This window comes from Pseudomonas sp. WS 5078 (assembly GCF_012985745.1).
GTDB classification, from domain to species: domain Bacteria; phylum Pseudomonadota; class Gammaproteobacteria; order Pseudomonadales; family Pseudomonadaceae; genus Aquipseudomonas; species Aquipseudomonas lundensis_A.
The window spans coordinates 1-16,826 of sequence record NZ_JAAQWX010000008.1; the positions used below are offsets into that span (position 1 = coordinate 1).

At 60.3% G+C, this 16,826-nt stretch carries 14 protein-coding genes and 1 pseudogene; 8 read left to right on the forward strand and 7 right to left on the reverse strand.

What is annotated here, in order from left to right; genetic code table 11:
* Both HBN68_RS21995 and HBN68_RS12320 read left to right on the forward strand, forming a co-directional pair.
* A pseudogene (locus tag HBN68_RS21995) lies at positions 1 to 127 on the forward strand (ribonucleotide-diphosphate reductase subunit beta); the annotation flags it as partial.
* A gap of 45 nt (positions 128 to 172) precedes the next feature.
* Entirely contained in the window at positions 173 to 622 is a 450-nt protein-coding gene (locus HBN68_RS12320) for a DUF1289 domain-containing protein (RefSeq protein ID WP_094994570.1), read from the forward strand.
* 64 nt (positions 623 to 686) lie between these two features.
* Here the strand turns inward: HBN68_RS12320 and hcnC are convergent, their stop codons facing one another.
* Genes hcnC through hcnA form a run of 3 tightly spaced genes read right to left on the reverse strand, consistent with a single transcriptional unit; the run spans position 687 to position 3,656 of the window.
* Complete coding sequence (gene hcnC / locus HBN68_RS12325; RefSeq protein ID WP_169964509.1) at positions 687 to 1,943, reverse strand: cyanide-forming glycine dehydrogenase subunit HcnC; 1,257 nt, start codon at positions 1,941 to 1,943, stop codon at positions 687 to 689.
* 1 nt (position 1,944) lies between these two features.
* Positions 1,945 to 3,342, reverse strand: coding sequence for a cyanide-forming glycine dehydrogenase subunit HcnB (hcnB, locus tag HBN68_RS12330; protein ID WP_169964507.1), 1,398 nt, complete (start codon positions 3,340 to 3,342; stop codon positions 1,945 to 1,947).
* A complete protein-coding gene (gene hcnA / locus HBN68_RS12335; protein ID WP_094994573.1) occupies positions 3,339 to 3,656 on the reverse strand; it encodes a cyanide-forming glycine dehydrogenase subunit HcnA in 318 nt (105 codons plus the stop codon). The genes hcnB and hcnA overlap by 4 nt, the downstream gene beginning before the upstream one ends.
* A gap of 206 nt (positions 3,657 to 3,862) precedes the next feature.
* On the opposite strand from hcnA, the gene HBN68_RS12340 reads away from it, so the two are divergent.
* Positions 3,863 to 4,726: a LysR family transcriptional regulator gene (locus HBN68_RS12340; protein WP_094994574.1), complete on the forward strand. Its 864-nt coding sequence runs from the start codon at positions 3,863 to 3,865 to the stop codon at positions 4,724 to 4,726.
* Positions 4,727 to 4,840: 114 nt separating this feature from the next.
* Positions 4,841 to 6,109: an AGE family epimerase/isomerase gene (locus HBN68_RS12345; RefSeq protein WP_094994575.1), complete on the forward strand. Its 1,269-nt coding sequence runs from the start codon at positions 4,841 to 4,843 to the stop codon at positions 6,107 to 6,109.
* On the opposite strand, the gene HBN68_RS12350 is transcribed toward HBN68_RS12345, so the two are convergent.
* The 4 genes from HBN68_RS12350 to HBN68_RS12365 form a co-directional block, all read right to left on the reverse strand.
* Positions 6,062 to 6,391: a DUF4880 domain-containing protein gene (locus tag HBN68_RS12350; protein ID WP_169964505.1), complete on the reverse strand. Its 330-nt coding sequence runs from the start codon at positions 6,389 to 6,391 to the stop codon at positions 6,062 to 6,064. The genes HBN68_RS12345 and HBN68_RS12350 overlap by 48 nt on opposite strands.
* Before the next feature lie 142 nt (positions 6,392 to 6,533).
* Positions 6,534 to 7,280 carry an SDR family oxidoreductase gene (locus tag HBN68_RS12355; RefSeq protein WP_094994577.1) on the reverse strand — a complete coding sequence of 249 codons (747 nt, stop codon included), beginning with the start codon at positions 7,278 to 7,280 and terminating at the stop codon, positions 6,534 to 6,536.
* 63 nt (positions 7,281 to 7,343) lie between these two features.
* Positions 7,344 to 9,440, reverse strand: a complete 2,097-nt coding sequence (locus HBN68_RS12360) for a bifunctional diguanylate cyclase/phosphodiesterase (protein ID WP_169964503.1) — start codon at positions 9,438 to 9,440, stop codon at positions 7,344 to 7,346.
* Between the two features lie 139 nt (positions 9,441 to 9,579).
* Positions 9,580 to 10,476, reverse strand: a complete 897-nt coding sequence (locus tag HBN68_RS12365; RefSeq protein ID WP_094994579.1) for a LysR substrate-binding domain-containing protein — start codon at positions 10,474 to 10,476, stop codon at positions 9,580 to 9,582.
* A gap of 210 nt (positions 10,477 to 10,686) precedes the next feature.
* Between HBN68_RS12365 and HBN68_RS12370 the strand changes: the two genes are divergently transcribed.
* The 4 genes from HBN68_RS12370 to HBN68_RS12385 all read left to right on the forward strand — a co-directional run bounded on the left by HBN68_RS12370 (position 10,687) and on the right by HBN68_RS12385 (position 16,717).
* Complete coding sequence (locus HBN68_RS12370) at positions 10,687 to 12,222, forward strand: MFS transporter (protein WP_169964501.1); 1,536 nt, start codon at positions 10,687 to 10,689, stop codon at positions 12,220 to 12,222.
* A gap of 135 nt (positions 12,223 to 12,357) precedes the next feature.
* On the forward strand, positions 12,358 to 13,041 hold the full coding sequence (locus HBN68_RS12375; protein ID WP_094994581.1) for a response regulator transcription factor: 684 nt from the start codon (positions 12,358 to 12,360) through the stop codon (positions 13,039 to 13,041).
* Positions 13,019 to 14,425 (forward strand): HAMP domain-containing sensor histidine kinase, encoded by a 1,407-nt coding sequence (locus tag HBN68_RS12380; protein WP_094994582.1) that lies wholly within the window; start codon positions 13,019 to 13,021, stop codon positions 14,423 to 14,425. Before HBN68_RS12375 ends, HBN68_RS12380 begins: the two co-directional genes overlap by 23 nt.
* A 477-nt stretch (positions 14,426 to 14,902) precedes the next feature.
* Positions 14,903 to 16,717 (forward strand): ABC transporter ATP-binding protein, encoded by a 1,815-nt coding sequence (locus tag HBN68_RS12385; RefSeq protein WP_169964500.1) that lies wholly within the window; start codon positions 14,903 to 14,905, stop codon positions 16,715 to 16,717.
* Positions 16,718 to 16,826: the final 109 nt, after the last annotated feature.

Consider the following 16,826-nt stretch of genomic DNA (forward strand, 5'->3'; position numbering starts at 1 on the left):
AGAGTACCCGGGCACCACTAACCCGTTCCCGTGGATGAGCGAAATCATGGACTTGAAGAAAGAGAAAAACTTCTTCGAGACTCGCGTGATCGAGTACCAAACGGGCGGCGCACTGAGCTGGGACTGAGCCAATCGGCCCAATGCGGCCTTCATTTTTTTCAAACTGATACTTATGTGTAGCCAGAAAATAAAAACCCCTTGCGTGGGGCTGTGCTCGACGGTTTTTGGGGACCTCGTGTGCCGCGGATGCAAACGCTTTCACCATGAAATTGTGGGTTGGAACGGGTATTCGGAAACGGACAAACAAGCCGTATTGTGGCGGCTTGAGCACTTGCTCGACCGTGTTACGCAAGGGTTGGTGGATGTGTTCGATGAAGCCTTGCTCAAGGACCAACTGGCCCGGCGCAAGATTCAACTGCGACCCGAACACTCCATTTACTACTTGGCGTATCAGGTGATTTGGCGAGGGGCGGACACGATCAAGAACATCGAGCATTACGGCATACGGCTCGCCCCGCAAATCCGGGGTATGCCGCTGGTGGACGTGCGAGCCTTAATCGACAAAGAGTTCTTTGTGCTGTCCGAGATGCACTACCAGCGCATCCAGGCGCACGAGCTTTAACACGTGCCGTTGACACTCGACACTGTGGGCGCCAGTTGACTGGCCCCCACAGGTGAGGGGTGCGTCAGGCGCCGATGACTTTAGCTAGCCCCACCGGCTGCAGGTCAAAACGGTCAGCCAGAAATGGCGTCACGTCCAGTGGCAAGGGTTCATTGCGTACCAATGCATCCAGCATGACGCCGGTAATGGCCGACGTCAGAATGCCCGTGCGGAAGTGACCGCAGGCATTCAAATACCCCTCCACCCCCGCCATCGGCCCCAGAATCGGCAGTTCATCCGGCGACCCCGGACGCAACCCCGCCCACGTGCGCTTGAGGTTGACGTCTTTGAGTTCCGGGATGCAACGCATGGCGCCCTGCACCAAACCGCTGATTTCCGGGAAGGTGGTGGTCACGTCGAAGCCTTTGTCTTCGGTGGTGCTGCCGATCAGGATTTCGCCGTTGTCTTTCTGCGCCAGGTAGCAATCGCTGGTGGTCAAACACCCGTTGAGTAATTTGGGCATACGCTCGGTGAGCACGATCTGGCCCTTGACCGGCGCAACCGGGATGCTCATGCCGGTGGCCATGACGCTCAGCTCGGCCGCCCACGCACCTGCCGCGTTGATCAGGGTTGTGCTGTGGAACACCCCTTCGTTGTCCGTGCGCACGCCCAGCACTTTCGAGCCTTGACGCAACACGCCCGTGACGTTGGTGTTGAAGAACAGGTCCACGCCATTTTGGCGGGCACCCTCGGTGTAGGCGTCGGTAAGGCGGAACGGGCTGACCTGGTGGTCGCACAAAAACTCCAGCGCTCCCTGCGCATCGTGGCTGACGCTCGGCTCGGACTCGCGCAGCGCGGCTTGGTCAAGCCAGCGCACCTCATGGGCCAGATGCGGAATATTGGCGACGATGTGCTCGGCGTAGAGGCGGTCTTCGTCGTCGTAAATCACGTATTTGAGACCGGTGCGCTCGAACTTGAAGTCCATGCCGTGTTTTTCTTTGAGTTCCTCATGCAGGCCGGGGTACAGCGCGTTGGACTGCAAGGCAAAGTCGAAGAAGCAGTCGGGCAGGATATGCGGCGTGCTGGAATCCACCACCACTGCCGAACCCTGGGCTTCGCGCTTGCGTTCAGCCGACATCATGCGAAAGAAAATCACCCCGCAGCCCAGCCCCACCGACTCGCCGATGGCCCACAATCCGCCCGCCGAGGCACGGCTGGCATTGCCGGGGCGCTTGCAGTCGATCATGGCGATTTTCAGGTCCTTGCGCCGTGACAGGTGATAGGCGATTGAAGCGCCGATCACGCCGCCACCGGCAATGACTACGTCATACGTTTTGATCATGTCAGGCATCCTTGCAGGCATTGGTGAAGGCCGAAAATGGCACGGGTTCCAGCGGGAAGCGCGGGCGCAACCAGCCCACGTCCTTGCGCCCGGTAGCGTCGCGCAGACGGTCGCTGCAATAGCCAACGCACATGCGCCCTTGGCAGTCGCCCATGCTGACCCGTGTGCGCATCTTCAAACCGGCCATGTCCTGTACACCTTGGCTGAGGGCCAGGTCGATGTCGGCGCGGGTCACGTGTTCGCAACGGCAGACCACGGTGTCGGCCTGTGGCAAGTCAATCTGACGCGTGCCACGTTGCGTGTAGCGGTCAATCCCGCCGCGAAAGCGCACGATGGTATTGAGTTGGGAGAGGTAGGCACGACGCTGTTCGAGGGCCTGCTTTTCACTGAGCACCCCGCGTTGCAACAAAATCGACAGGGCCGCGATGCGCCCGGTCAGCATCGCGGCTTCGCCGCCGCGCAACCCGGTGACATCCCCCGCCAGGTGAATGGCGGGCTGGCTGCTCTGCTGCCAGCTGTTGGCCGTGGCCGCCAGATAACCGTCCACGTTGTAAGCGTGTTCCAGCCCCATTTGCTGGGTGAGCTGGGTACGCGGGATAAAGCCATAGCCTACGGCCAAGGTGCGTGCCATCACCGTCTGGGCCTTGCTCACGTCTGCTTGCCAGTGGCTGTCATAGGGCGCCACCTTGACCGCTTGCACCTCACCATCGCCAATGGCCTCAACCACCCCCCAGCCATAACGCAAGGTAATGCCATGGCGCTTGAGGTAAACCAGCATGCTCAGGCCATCAAGGAACAGTTGCGGCTGATTGAGCAGCGCGAGGCTTTCTTTGGCGATACGGCCGAACTCACAGGCTTCATACACCCCGGCCACTTCCACGCCCGCCGCATGCAATTGACAGGCAACCAACATTAACAGTGGCCCCGTACCGGCAATCAGCACCGGGCCTTTGGGCTTGACCACACCGCTTTTGATTTGCAATTGCAGACCGCCGAGCATAATCACGCCGGGGATGGTCCAGCCCGGAAAGGGCACGCTGCGCTCATGGCAGCCTGCGGACAGCAGCAGCTGCGCGAAGGCAATTTCCTGCACCTGTTCCTCGGCATTCAGCAATTGCAGGCGCTGTTCACCCTGACCGCCGATCACCCGGTGGTTGAGGCGCACATCGACATGCTGGGCAATCGCGGCGAATTCGCCGTGCAGCTTATGCAGTGCGTCTTTGTAACGTTCGCCCAAATAATCGAGCTCCACGCCTTCGCGCAGCGGCCCGCGATAGACGACACCGCCCAAGCGTGAGGCTTCTTCCAGCACCGTGCTCTGTACACCGTGCTGCGCCAGTTCAATGGCCGCCGACATACCGGCCGGGCCGCCGCCGACAATCACAGGATTAAGGCTCATCGTGCAGGCTCCTGTTCAGCGACCCGGTTTTGCCCGGTTTCGACTTTCATGCCGGGGCGCACCACGGTCTGACAGGCCCGGCGCTTATGCCGCCCGTCGATGTTGACCAGACAGCAATAGCACACGCCCATGCCGCAATATGCGCCGCTGGCCTGCCCGTGGTCGTTGGCCGACACCTGGCGTACACCTACCGCGTTCAAGACACTGAGTACGGTTTCGCCTTCAGCAGCGCTCACCGCCTGACCATTGAGCAGGATGGTCATATCCGCCTGCATTAAAGGTTGAATGTCGTACTGCCGGTTCAAATCATCCATTTTCTTATGTAGTCCTTTTTTGAACTGCTTAGCGCGGGCCTCCGGCTTTTAGGCAGCCAGAGGTCTTGGTCACTGGGAACCAAGGCCAGAACGTTAGTCGATTGGTGAAAATAAGCATTGATATAAGCCAATAGATCAGCCCCCTTTTTCGAATTCTCGACGCAATGCACTTACACTGAATGCCCTTTGCATGTTGGCGCCCCCCCATGGACCTCGATCTGGCTCGCACTTTCCTTGAGATTGTTCGCTACGGCAGCCTTGCCGGCGCTGCCGAGAACTTGCACGTAACCCAGACTGCCGTCACGGCGCGGGTGCAAAAACTCGAAAGCCTGCTGGGGGTGACGCTGTTCATCCGCAACCGCGCCGGGGCGAAATTAACCCCTGAAGGCGAAGCGTTTGTGGTGTATGCCAACCAGTTGTTGCAAACCTGGGAAGCAGCGCGGCGTGACCTGCCGCGCCCTGAAGGGCTCGACCGGGTGCTGCACATCGCAGGCGAGGTCAGCTTGTGTAACCCGCTGATCCTCAGCTGGACCAAAGCCCTGCGTCAGCACCTCACGTCCCATGCCGTGCGCGTGCAGATCCGGGATGGCGAGCAATTGTTGCGGCAGGTTGAAATGGGCTTGCTGGACGCCGCACTGGTGTACCGGCCCGCGTACTGGCCAGGGGTGCAGGTGGAGCAACTGCTGGAAGAAAAGCTGATCCAGATACGCCGCCCCGCGATGCCCGATCCCTATGTGTACGTGGATTGGGGCGACGATTTTCGCCTTCAGCATGATGCCGCCTTGCCGGAAAAGGCGCGGGCCGCCATCAGTTTCAACCTCGGGCCAGTAGCGCTGCATTACATCCTTGAGAACGGCGGCAGCGGCTACTTCCGCACGCGCGTGGTGCAAAGCTACCTCAACAGCGGCGCACTGGAACGGGTACCCAAAGCACCTGAATTCAGTTACCCGACCTACCTGGTGTATTCACGCGAGCGCGATTGCCCGGCCTTGCAACAGGCACTGGAATTGCTGCGCGACATCGTCAAGCTGGACAGTGACTGGTCGCAGCGCTGGGGGCCGGAAGTTTGATCTGCCCTGCGCCTTGATGAAACCTCAGGCACCTGAAACCTTTCAGCTTTGCAGCGGCCGCGCTATCCCTTAGGCTGCTGCAACGCTGAATAACAATGACAACACAGGTGACCCATGTCCGACCTCACCCGCACCGACGCTGGCTGGATGGCGTGCAGTGCCCACCACCGCTGGCTGGAAGACGAAGGACGGCGGCTGGTGGACTTCGCCCGCGCCGCCCGCGTGGCTGATGGATTTGCCCGCCTCGACCCATTTGGCCAGCGCCCCGACAGCGCCCGTGCCGATACCATGACCACGGCACGCATGGTTCACAGCTTCGCCCTCGCCCACCTGCAAGGCCTGCCCGGCTGTGCTCAGTTGATTGATCACGGGCTGGCGGCGCTGGCAGGTCCGTTGCGCGATGCCCGTCATGGGGGCTGGTTTGCCGTCCCGCACGCGCAGACCGGTAATAACCGCAAACAAGCCTATCTGCATGCCTTTGTAGCACTGGCCTTCAGCTCGGCAGCGGTGGCCGGCCGACGGGGCTCTGCCCAGTTACTGGGGGATGCAGTGGCGCTCTTGGAAGGCACATTCTGGAACGACGCCGAAGGGGCGTTACTGGAGTCCTTCGCGGACGACTGGAGCGAGTGCGAGGCGTATCGCGGCGCCAACAGCAACATGCACGGCGTCGAAACCTTTCTGGCGCTGGCCGATGTACTGGACGAAAACCTGTGGCTGGACCGCGCTTTGCGTATCGCCGAGCGGGTCATCCATGTCCAGGCAGCTCAGGCCGGGTACTTGCCGGTCGAACACTTTGATGCGCAATGGCAACCGCTGCCCGACTACAACCGCGACAACCCGGCCGACCCCTTCCGCCCTTTCGGCAAAACCCCTGGCCATGCCTTTGAGTGGGCGCGTCTGTTGTTGCATCTGGAAGCGGCGCGCACTCGACGCGGCATGCCAACGCCAGACTGGCTACTGAGCGATGCCCGGCAACTGTTTCACAGCGCGTGCCTACATGGCTGGAATGCCGATGGGCAGCCCGGCGTGGTGTACACACTGGATTGGGATAACCGACCGCTGGTGCGCGAACGTCTGCACTGGACAGTGGCCGAAGCCTCGGCCGCGGCCGCGGCGTTATGGCAGCGCACGGGGGAAGCGGAATATGAACAGTGGGGTCAGTGCTTCTGGGCGTTTATCGACCAGTACCTGATCGATCGTCAGCACGGCAGCTGGCATCACGAACTGGACCCGAACAACCAGCCTTCAGCGCGCATCTGGTCGGGCAAACCGGACTTGTACCACGCGTATCAGGCCACCCTGCTGCCGCGCCTTCCGTTAGCGGTCAGTCTGGCCTCAGCCCTGGCACAACAGCCCGGACGCCAGCACGCCCAAACCGACTAAGACGGCCAACAGGGCGTGTTGCAGGGCTTTGTGCCGGGTGAAGAAGGAACGCCCGTTCAACATGCGTTGCACCTGCTTGAGCAAGTCGGGGTCGGTCGCGCGCGCTCGCGGGTTGAAACTCAGCGCATTGGCGACGCGCTGCCATGCCGCCAGATGCGCGGGGGCTTCAGCCAGCCAGGCCTTGAACACCTGACGCTCTGACGGGCAGGCATGACCGGACTCAAGCAGCAACATCCACTCAACAGCTGCACGGGTTATGGGGTCAACGCTGCTTTTGCTCATAGGGACTGCGCCACTCGAACAACTCATAAGATAACCGAACTTAAATAGTAATAAGTCGCATTATCGGGATATCAATATGAATTGCAAGGTGGCGCAGGCTGCAGGGGCATGACAGACACGTCTGTTTTTGCCGCCTGCACAATCACCGGCCGCCAGCCATGTCCACAAAGGTGCCCGTGGCGTAAGACGCTTTGTCGGACAGTAGCCAGACAATCGCCTCCGCGACCTCCTCCGGGCGCCCGCCCCGGCCCATGGGGATCATGGGCTCCAGCTTGCTGACACGGCCCGGATCGCCGCTCAAGGCGTGGAAGTCAGTAAAGATGTACCCCGGTCGCACAGCGTTGACCCGGATACCCTCGCCCGCAAGCTCTTTGGACAGGCCGATGGTGAAAGCGTCCAGCGCACCTTTGGAAGCCGCGTAGTCGACGTATTCGCCCGGTGACCCCAGCCGCGCCGCCACCGAAGACACATTGACGATATTGCCGCCTTGGCCGCCATACCGGGGCGACATGCGCAGCACTGCATGCTTGGCGCACAGGATGGGGCCTAACACGTTGGTTTTAAGGGTATGCAGCACGCGGAACTCGGACATCTCTTCCAGCCGCGACTTGTGTCCGACCGTACCCGCATTGTTGACCAGCGCCGTCACCGGCCCCAGCTCCTGGTCAACCCGCAGGAACAGGCTGATGACTTCATCTTCATTGCTGACATCGGCCCGCACACTGATTGCCTGCGCGCCCAGTGCGCGCACCTGCTCCAGCACCTCATGCGCCGCCGCGTCGTCCGCCAGATAATTGATACAAATCTTGTAGCCCTGCCGGGCAGCCAACAATGCCGTTGCTGCACCAATGCCACGGCTGCCACCGGTGATCACGATGACTTTGTCCATAAATACGCGTTCCCCATTCACGGTGTAAACCTGCGGCCAGAATAACCGGGCGGCACGCCTTTGTCAGTGCGCGGCGTCAGGGACCCCGGCTGTTTGCTGAACGCGGTGGATATCGGCCATGAACTGTTGCGCAGGCTTTGGGTGCCCCAACAGATAGCCCTGCAAAGCATCGCAGCCCAGCGTGGTGAGGAAACTTTGCTGGGTGTCGGTCTCGACCCCCTCAGCCACAATCCGCAGGCCCAATGCCTGACCCAGCGCGACAATGGCCGACACAATGGCCGCGTCATCACTGTCGTGCTCCAGATCACGGACAAAACCGCGGTCAATCTTGAGTTCGTTGGCGGGCAAGCGTTTGAGGTACATCAAGCTTGAATACCCGGTGCCGAAATCGTCGATGGACAAGTCGACGCCCATCAGGGACAGCTGTTGCAACACGGTCATGCTGGCATCCGCGTCGCTCATGGCCGTGGTCTCGGTAATTTCCAGGGTCAGGCTGTTAGCTGGCAATTGATGGCGGGCCAACGCACACGCCACGCTGTCGACCAGCCCCTTGTGACAAAACTGCAACGCCGACAGGTTCACCGCAACCCGCCAATGGCTGTAACCCTGATCGAACCACACTCGCATTTGGCGACAGGCCTCATTGAGTACCCACTCACCGATGGGGATGATCAAACCGGTTTTTTCCGCTACGCCGATAAACGCATCAGGCATCAACAGCCCTTGCTGCGGATGCTCCCAGCGCAACAACGCCTCGGCTCCCACTGGCTGGCCGTTGCTGGCATCAATCTTGGGCTGATAGTGCAAACTGAACTGCTGTTGCGCCAGCGCTTGACGCAAGTCCTGCAGCAATTGCAATTGCTTGCGCGCATTGGTGTTCATCGATACATCAAAAAAACTGTAACCGTTCTTGCCAGCGCCTTTGGCGTGGTACATAGCTGCGTCAGCGTTCATCAACAGTTCTTCAGCGCTGACGCCATTGCCGGGGTACAGCGCAATGCCAATGCTGGCGGAGATTTGCAGTTGATGCTCGTCCACCTGAAATGAACGCGACAGCAGACTGACTTGCCGCGCAGCCACCTGCGGTGCATCGTTGGCTTCGGCCAGGCGCACCAGCATCACAAACTCATCGCCGCCGATGCGCGCCAGCGTGTCCTGCCCCCGCAACTGTTGACGCAACCGCTGGGCCACTTCGCGCAGCAAACGATCGCCCAAGTGATGACCAAAGGCATCGTTGACCGGTTTGAAACCATCCAGGTCAATGAACATCAATGAAAAACAACCGCCCTGTTCCGCCACTTTGCGCTGGGCCTGCCCGATGCGGTCGGCCAGCAGGATGCGATTGGGCAACCCGGTCAGGTTGTCATGCAAGGCAAGCTGGGTCAGTTCTTCATTGGCCAGGGTCAGCGATTGCGCCAGTGCCGCGGTGCGGGCATCGAGTCGGGCATCAAAAATCGAGGTCAGCAGTGCGATGGTCATGACTGCAAGGCTCGCCACCAGTACCAGATTGTCGAGCCCCTTGGCGCTCAGGCCATTCAGGGCTGCGCCGCAAAAACTGCCTTCAGGAAAACTGGCCGCCGCCATGCCGGTAAAATGCATGCCGACAATTGCCAGGCCCATGACGACTGCTGCCCCAGCCCGAGCCAGGCGCACATAGGGTGTTTGTTGACGCAAACGGAACGCAATCATCAACGCTGCCGCTGACGCCGCCACCGCGATCACCAGCGATAAACCGAACAACGCAGGGTCGTAGTCGATCCCCGGCTGCATGCGCAACGCCGCCATGCCGCTGTAGTGCATGGCGCTGATGCCCGCGCCCATGATCAGGGCACCATAGAGCAGTTGCAGCGCTGGCAGCCGCGGCTGACTGACCAGCCACAAGGCAAAACCCGATGAAAGAATCGCCACCAGCAACGACCACACGGTCAGCCCGAGGTCGTAGCCCAGTTCAATCGGCAAGGACAGCGCGAGCATGCCGATGAAGTGCATCGACCACACGCCAAACCCCATCGCCAATGCACCGCCACCTATCCATAGGTAAGCTGCACGGCCGTTCGCCGTGGCGATGCGACCGCTCAGGTCAAGGGCAGTGTAGGAAGCAAGAATGGCCACACACAAAGAAATTAGAACCAACGCGGGGGAGTAACTTGCCAAAACCATGGACCTTCTGCAGAGCGCAAGCCGAACGGCATCCATGCACAGTGAAAAGTGCGCGATTGTACTGATTCCATGGGCAAACGCACGCACAGACATAGGCTAATTGCCAGCATCTGACGAACTGGCCGTTGCCCGTTCCGGATCAATCGCCGCAAGCCGGTGGATGAAGCCGAAAATCACGCCTGGCATGCTCGATATAACGCGCCACCACCGCCGACTTTTCAAAGCGCCGGTGGATCAACGACAGCCACGAGGTGACGTCACAGCCCTCGATCTGCCGATAAACCACCCCTGGCAAGCTGATCTGCCCGACTACCGAGGCAGGCACCACCGCGACTCCCTGCCCCAGCGACACCAGCGCGATCACCGCCACCAGCCCGCCGGGTTGCGGGCCAAGCCTGGGCGCGAAACCACCTTGACTGGCTACCTGCAACGTCCCGCTGATTTGCTCGGGCAACACAAACGTTTCGTTTTGCAGGTGTTCGGGGCTGATGACCTTTAAACGTGCCAGCCATGCGTGCGCTGCCAGCGCCAAGACAAAGCCTTCTGCATTCAGACGAACCGCCTCCACCCCGTCGGGCAACGCCATGGGCGAGCGCACATAGCCAATATCGAAGCGGCCTTCAGCCACCATCGTTGGCAAACTCGCCATGGCGGCCTCACGTACCGACAGGCTGACTTCGCCTGATTCGCGGCAAAAGCCCTGCACTTGGCGCTGTAAAACCCCGGAATAGACTGCGGACGCCACATACCCCAACTCGATATGCCCGGTCTCGCCGCGACCTGCCCGCTGTGCGTGGCGCCGGGCCCGTTCGAACTGACTCACCGTGGCCTGGGCCTCAGGCAATAACGCCTCGCCGGCCTGGGTCAGGCTTACCTGACGTTGCTCGCGCACAAACAGACGCACCCCCAACTCGGCTTCCAGATCCTGCACTTGCCGACTCAGGGTAGGCGGCGCAATGCCTAGCACCTCGGCCGCGCGGGTGAAATTGCGTTGCTGCGCAACCGCCAGAAAGTAGCGGAAATGACGTATGTCCATGGGTGCATTAGCTCATAGGTAATGAAGTCCCGGTCGATGCCTAACCGACCCTTGCTGGCACCGCGTTAACCTGTGCCGACCGTCACACTAGAGAGCCGCTTCCATGTCCGTCAAATTACGACCTACCGTGCCGCTCAGTCACTTCACGCAGCCGCTCGTCCGCCGCATTGCCTCACAGGCAATCCTGAGGGTGTGCAGGGCGTTCCGGCCATGAAACCTGTCAGCCCGCGCCTGACCCTGCTGAGCGCCTCCGGCGTCTGCGCCCTGATCGTGCTCGACACCAACATTGTGGCCGTCACCTTGCCGAGCATCGCCCAAGACCTGGGGGCCAATTTTGTCGACATCGAATGGGTCGTCAGCGCCTACATGCTGGCGTTCGCCGCACTGTTATTACCGGCAGGAAGCATTGCCGATCGCTTTGGCCGTAAAAAGACCCTGCTCTGGGGCCTGAGCATTTTTATCCTCGCCTCCATCGGCTGCGGGGCCGCACCCACCACCTTGCTGCTGGACATCGCCCGCGCCATCAAAGGTGTCGGTGCCGCGCTGCTGCTGACCTCCGCGCTGGCCTCGATCGGCCACGCGTTTCATGACGAGGTGGAACGTGCCAAGGCCTGGGCGTTTTGGGGCGCGTGCATGGGGGTGGCCATGACGGCCGCCCCCACGCTCGGCGGCCTGATTACCGAATACCTGGGCTGGCGCTGGATTTTCTACCTCAACCTGCCCGTGGGCCTGCTCCTCATGGCGCTGGTCAACCATGCCATCGCTGAATCCCGTGACCCGCAATCCGCGCGGCTCGACCCGTGGGGCAGCCTGGTGTTCAGCGCCAGCCTGTTGTGCCTGATCTGGGGCTTGATCGAGGCCAATCGCATTGGCTGGAACAACCCGTTGACCTATGCACGGATCGTTGGCGGGTTGCTGCTGCTCGGGCTGTTTGTATGGGTCGAGTCGATGCAAAAGCGCCCGATGATCGACCTGCAACTGTTCCGCCATCCACGCTTTATCGGCGCCCTGCTCGGCATGTTCGCCTACGCGGGTTGTGCACAGGTGATGATGACCCTGCTGCCGTTTTACTTGCAGAACGGCCTGGGGTTTAGCGCCATCTATTCAGGGCTGGGCATGTTGCCCTTCGCTGTGACCATGTTGATTGGCCCGCGCATTGGCGCCCGCCTGGCCATGCGCTATAGCCCGGCCACCCTGATGGCAACCGGGCTGACACTGGTGGGCTGCGGCAACCTGCTCAGCGCCTGGGCGGTGGAGCACGGCGGCTACCTGAGTTTTGCCCTGACCACCGCCGTGACGGGCGCAGGCGCCGGTTTGCTGAATGGCGACACGCAAAAAAACATCATGGCCTGCGTGCCACGCGACCGTGTAGGCATGGCCTCGGGCATGAGCACCACCATGCGTTTCAGTGCCATCGTGCTGGCCATTGGCGTGCTCGGCGCCTTGCTCGGCAGTCATGCTGAACAGCGCCTGCATGCCAGTCTCGTGTCCGTTGCCCCGCAATGGATTGATCAAACCCATGCCATCGCGTCACGGGTGGTGGCGGGTGATCTGCGCGGCGCAGTGAGCGCATTGCCCCTGTCGGCCCAACCCCTGATTCAGACGCTGGCCACTGAGGCCTTTGTAAGCGGGTTCAGTGTGGTGTTGTGGGTCGCCGGGTGGCTGGGGCTACTGGGCGCATTGGTGGTGGGTACGTTAATGCGCAAGCCGATCCCGCAACTGACGCTCGTCACCCGGCCCCTTTAAAGCCCGTGCAGGGTTTGAGCATGCGAAAAGCCGTTGCACCTGACGCCCGGCTGAACATGAAGAAATATTAAGAAACGTTTCAGCTATTTGCGGGCAAAATGTGCTCACCGCTGTGAAGGCTAATCAGGTGACGGTATGACCCGCATTTTGACCATTGAAGACGATGCCGTGACGGCGAAAGAAATCGTGGCTGAATTGAGCAGCCACGGCCTCGATGTCGATTGGGTGGACAACGGCCGGGAAGGTCTGGTGCGCGCCGTCAGTGGCGACTATGACTTGATTACCCTGGACCGCATGCTCCCCGAGCTGGACGGACTGGCGATTGTCACGACCCTGCGCACCATCGGCGTCAGCACCCCGATTTTGATGATCAGCGCCCTCTCCGATGTGGACGAGCGCGTGCGCGGGTTGCGTGCCGGGGGCGACGACTACCTGACCAAGCCGTTCGCCAGCGACGAAATGGCGGCCCGGGTCGAAGTCCTGCTACGGCGCAAAAGCCCCGCCGACAAATATGAAACGTCGCTGCGGGTGGCTGACCTCGAACTTAACCTCATCACCCGCGAAGCCAGTCGCGCCGAACAACAGCTGAGCCTGCTGCCCACCGAGTACAAATTGCTTGAGTTCCTGATGCGCAATACCGGGCAAATCCTCTCGCGCATGATGATTTTCGAAGAGGTCTGGGGCTATCACTTCGACCCGGGCACCAACCTGATCGACGTGCACATCGGGCGTTTGCGCAAAAAGATTGACCCGCCGGGCCAGGTGCCCCTGATTCGCACCGTCCGAGGCTCGGGTTATGTCATTGCCGAACCCCTCTAAGGGCTGGCGTTCTTCCAGCAGCCGTTTGCTGGCGCTGTACAGCTTTCTGTTCGTGGCCTGGAGCTGCATCTTGATGGGCGTGCTGTATTACGAGGTGTCGGATTACCTCGGCAATCTGGCCAAGCATTCATTGATGCAGCGCCAACACCTCTTTTCACGCTTTCAGGGCGAACAGTTGGACGAGGCGCTGGCCACCAGCCTGACGTTTGATTTGCGAACAGTGGATGCGTATGGACTGTTCGATGCGCAACAGCGCCACCTCAGCGGGCCGATCCAGGTAATACCCGCCGACCTGCCCCTGGACGGCCAGATCCATGAACTGAGCACTTGCGTCGACGCCGACGACCCCAACCTGCCGCAAGACAGCTGCGACGCCGTGGCCACACAAACCCACGATGGCCGCTGGCTGGTGCTGGTGCGCGACAACGGTTCACTGTTCGCGGTCACACGGATCATTTTGCATGCGCTGTTTTGGGGACTGTCGCTGACCATCATCCCCGGCATTGCAGGGTGGCATTTGCTGCGACGTCGCCCCTTGCAACGCATCCGGGCGATTCAGGCCAGTGCCGAAGCGATCGTCGCAGGGGATTTGACCTATCGGTTGCCGCTGTCCAACCGGCGTGACGAACTGGACATGTTGGCGGCCATCGTCAACGCCATGCTCGACCGCATCGAACGGCTGATGCACGAAGTCAAAGGCGTGTGCGACAACATCGCCCACGATTTGCGCACCCCGTTGACCCGTTTGCGTGCGCAACTGTATCGCATCCAGCAGCAAGCCCCGGAAGGATCGCCCGAGGCCGTGCAAATGGATCAAGTGATCGCTGAAACCGACACCTTGATGGCGCGCTTTCGCGGGTTACTGCGCATTTCCGAACTGGAAGACCATCAACGCCGCTCGGGCTTTGTACAACTCGACCCGCAGCCGCTGCTGCAGGAGCTGTATGACTTCTACCTGCCGCTGGCTGAAGAAGGCCAGGTCACCTTGTTACTGGAGGCACCGCCGCCATTACCGGGCCTGAACGGGGATCGCGCGCTGCTGTTTGAAGCGCTGGCCAATTTGTTAAGCAACTCGATCAAGTTCACCCCGTCCGGTGGTGAGGTGACACTGCGCGCCGTCAACGATCAAGGCAGCGTGCGCATCGACGTGCTCGACACGGGCCCCGGCATTGCGGAAGCTGAGCGTGAAGCGGTGTTCCAGCGTTTTTACCGCAGCGACGACCAGCACGGCGGCTTTGGCCTTGGCCTGTCTATCGTCGCGGCCATCGTCAACCTGCATGGTTTCAGCCTCGAGGTGGACAACCGCCCCGGTGGCGGCGCCAGACTCAGCCTGCATTGCCGGCAAAGCCTGATCAGCGCTCAACCACGACCTTGGGTCGTGTAGTCGCGGCCCAAAGACGAGGGGGCGCCCCCCCCTTCATCGCATCCCATCTTTACACTTCTGTCGACACACTTTGGCACAGATTTTTCTTGTCTATCCGTGTTCGCAATTTTTCAGCCGGAAATTCAGCCCCGGCGTGCGCAACCCGCACCATTTGCAAACACGGACGGTAACGCCGTCCACATTCAGTGCAATGACGGGCCAAAAGTCACGTCAATACGCGGTTGTTATAAAGGAATATGAACCATGTCGGATGTGTGCACCGTTTCACGCTTGACCCTCTGTCCCGCCTCCCCGCGCCCCTTCAGTGCGCGATCCTGCCCTTGTAGCGCGGGCATCGACACGTAGCCCTTAACGCCCTCGATGTACCCGGGGGCTGTAAAGACGCACACAGCACGTAGCTGAATCTCAGCCCGTACGTGGCAGCGCTTCTGTGCGCCGCCAATGCCACTCCTTTTGCTCAAGAAAAGGCAGCTTGTCATGTCTGATGTTGACGCTATAACCGTTCCGCCAAAACGGCCATGGGCCTTTGTCTGGCATTACATTCGCCTTTATCCCGGCTGGTATTGGGGCATCGCCTTGTTGCAAATCGGCGCCGCCATGACCGCGACCCTGATGCCCTATGCCATTGGCCGCATCACCGGCGCCGTCAGCGATGGCACGTGGGACAGCGTTGACCTGTGGCACGCCAGCCTGCCTGCGTTGGGGCTGCTTTTTGGCCTTGCCATGGCTCAAATGCTGTTCGCCCGTGGCGCAACCTTGTGCATGATCATGGTTCGCCCGCAGCAGAAGATCCGCATCATCCGCGAACTGTTTGCCTATCTGCAGCATCATTCACCGCGCTATTTCAGCGAGCACTTCGCAGGCAGCCTCGCCCACCGCATCAGCGAGGGCAGTATAGGTTTGCTGGAAATCACCTGGTCACTGGTGGTGGAAATGTTGCCGATTCTGGTGGTGTTGATCACCAGCCTGGTGTTGCTGACCCTGGCCTCGCCCTGGCTGGGGCTGGGTTTGTTGCTGTGGGTGGGCACTTATGGGTGGCTCGCATTTGTCCTGTCACGCAAGGCCCAGGTCCTGGCGGGAGCCCACGCGCAGGCACGCAGCATTACCACCGGCAAGATTGTCGATGCGGTGGGCAATTTGAACAGCATCCGGCTATTCGCCCGCCAAGGGTTTGAACTCGATTACCTGACCCGCTACCAGACCGCAGAAAAACAGGCCGCCCAGCGTTCGTTCTTCTACCAGGAAAAGATCCGCCTGTTACAGGACAGCCTGTCGGTGGTACTGCGCGTGGGGCTGGTGGCACTGGCCTTGTACCTGTGGCAGGCGGGCATGATCGATGTCGGGCAACTGGTGATGGTCGCCACGCTGGGGTTGATGATCGTGGCGCAGTGCAGCTTTTTGAGCATGCAGTTCATGCATTTTTTCGAATTCATTGGCAACATCGAAAACAGCCTCGACACCCTGTTGCAACCCCACGAAATGCCCGACCGCGAGAACGCCTCTCCTGCACAGATCGAGAAAGGCTCGATCCACTTTCGCGATGTAAGCTTTGGCTATACCCCGGACAAACCCCTCTTCAAACACTTCAACCTCGACATTCGCGCCGGTCAACGCGTGGGCATCGTCGGGTTTTCGGGCTCTGGCAAATCGACCTTGTTAAACCTGCTGCTGCGCGCCTACGACCCGCAAAGTGGCACGATTGAAGTCGATGGCCTGGATATTCAAGGCATGACTCAACCCTCGCTGCACAATCACATCGCGCTTATCCCGCAGGAACCGGGGCTGTTTCATCGTTCCCTGCGCGAGAACATCGGTTATGGCGACGTGAACGCCAGCGATGCGCAGATCATCCTCGCGGCCAAGCGCGCACACGCCCATGAATTCATTATGCAAATGCCCGACGGTTATGACGCGCTCATCGGCGAGCGCGGGGTCAAACTGTCAGGTGGTCAGCGCCAGCGTATTGCCATCGCCCGTGCACTGTTGAAAAACGCGCCCATCATGGTGCTTGATGAAGCGACTGCGAGCCTCGACTCCGAAACGGAAAGCCTGATTCAGGGTAGCCTTGACGACATCATGGCGGACAAAACCGTGCTGGTCGTCGCGCACCGACTGTCGACCATCGCGCACCTGGACCGGATTGTGGTGCTGGAAAATGGCCAAATTGTAGAAGACGGCAATCACAGCCAATTACTTGAACTCCGCGGGGTGTACTACCGGCTTTGGCAACGCCAGTCTGACGGTGTATTAAATGAAAGCGCTGATGAAAAATATGACGCCTGGGTTAGTTAATCACCCTCAACCCCGCCATGAATAAACTTTAAAAAATAAAAACCGGCATGAATACACCCGACTTTTTACGTCTACATCATCCGCAACGGCCTCGCCTTTGGCACGCGCC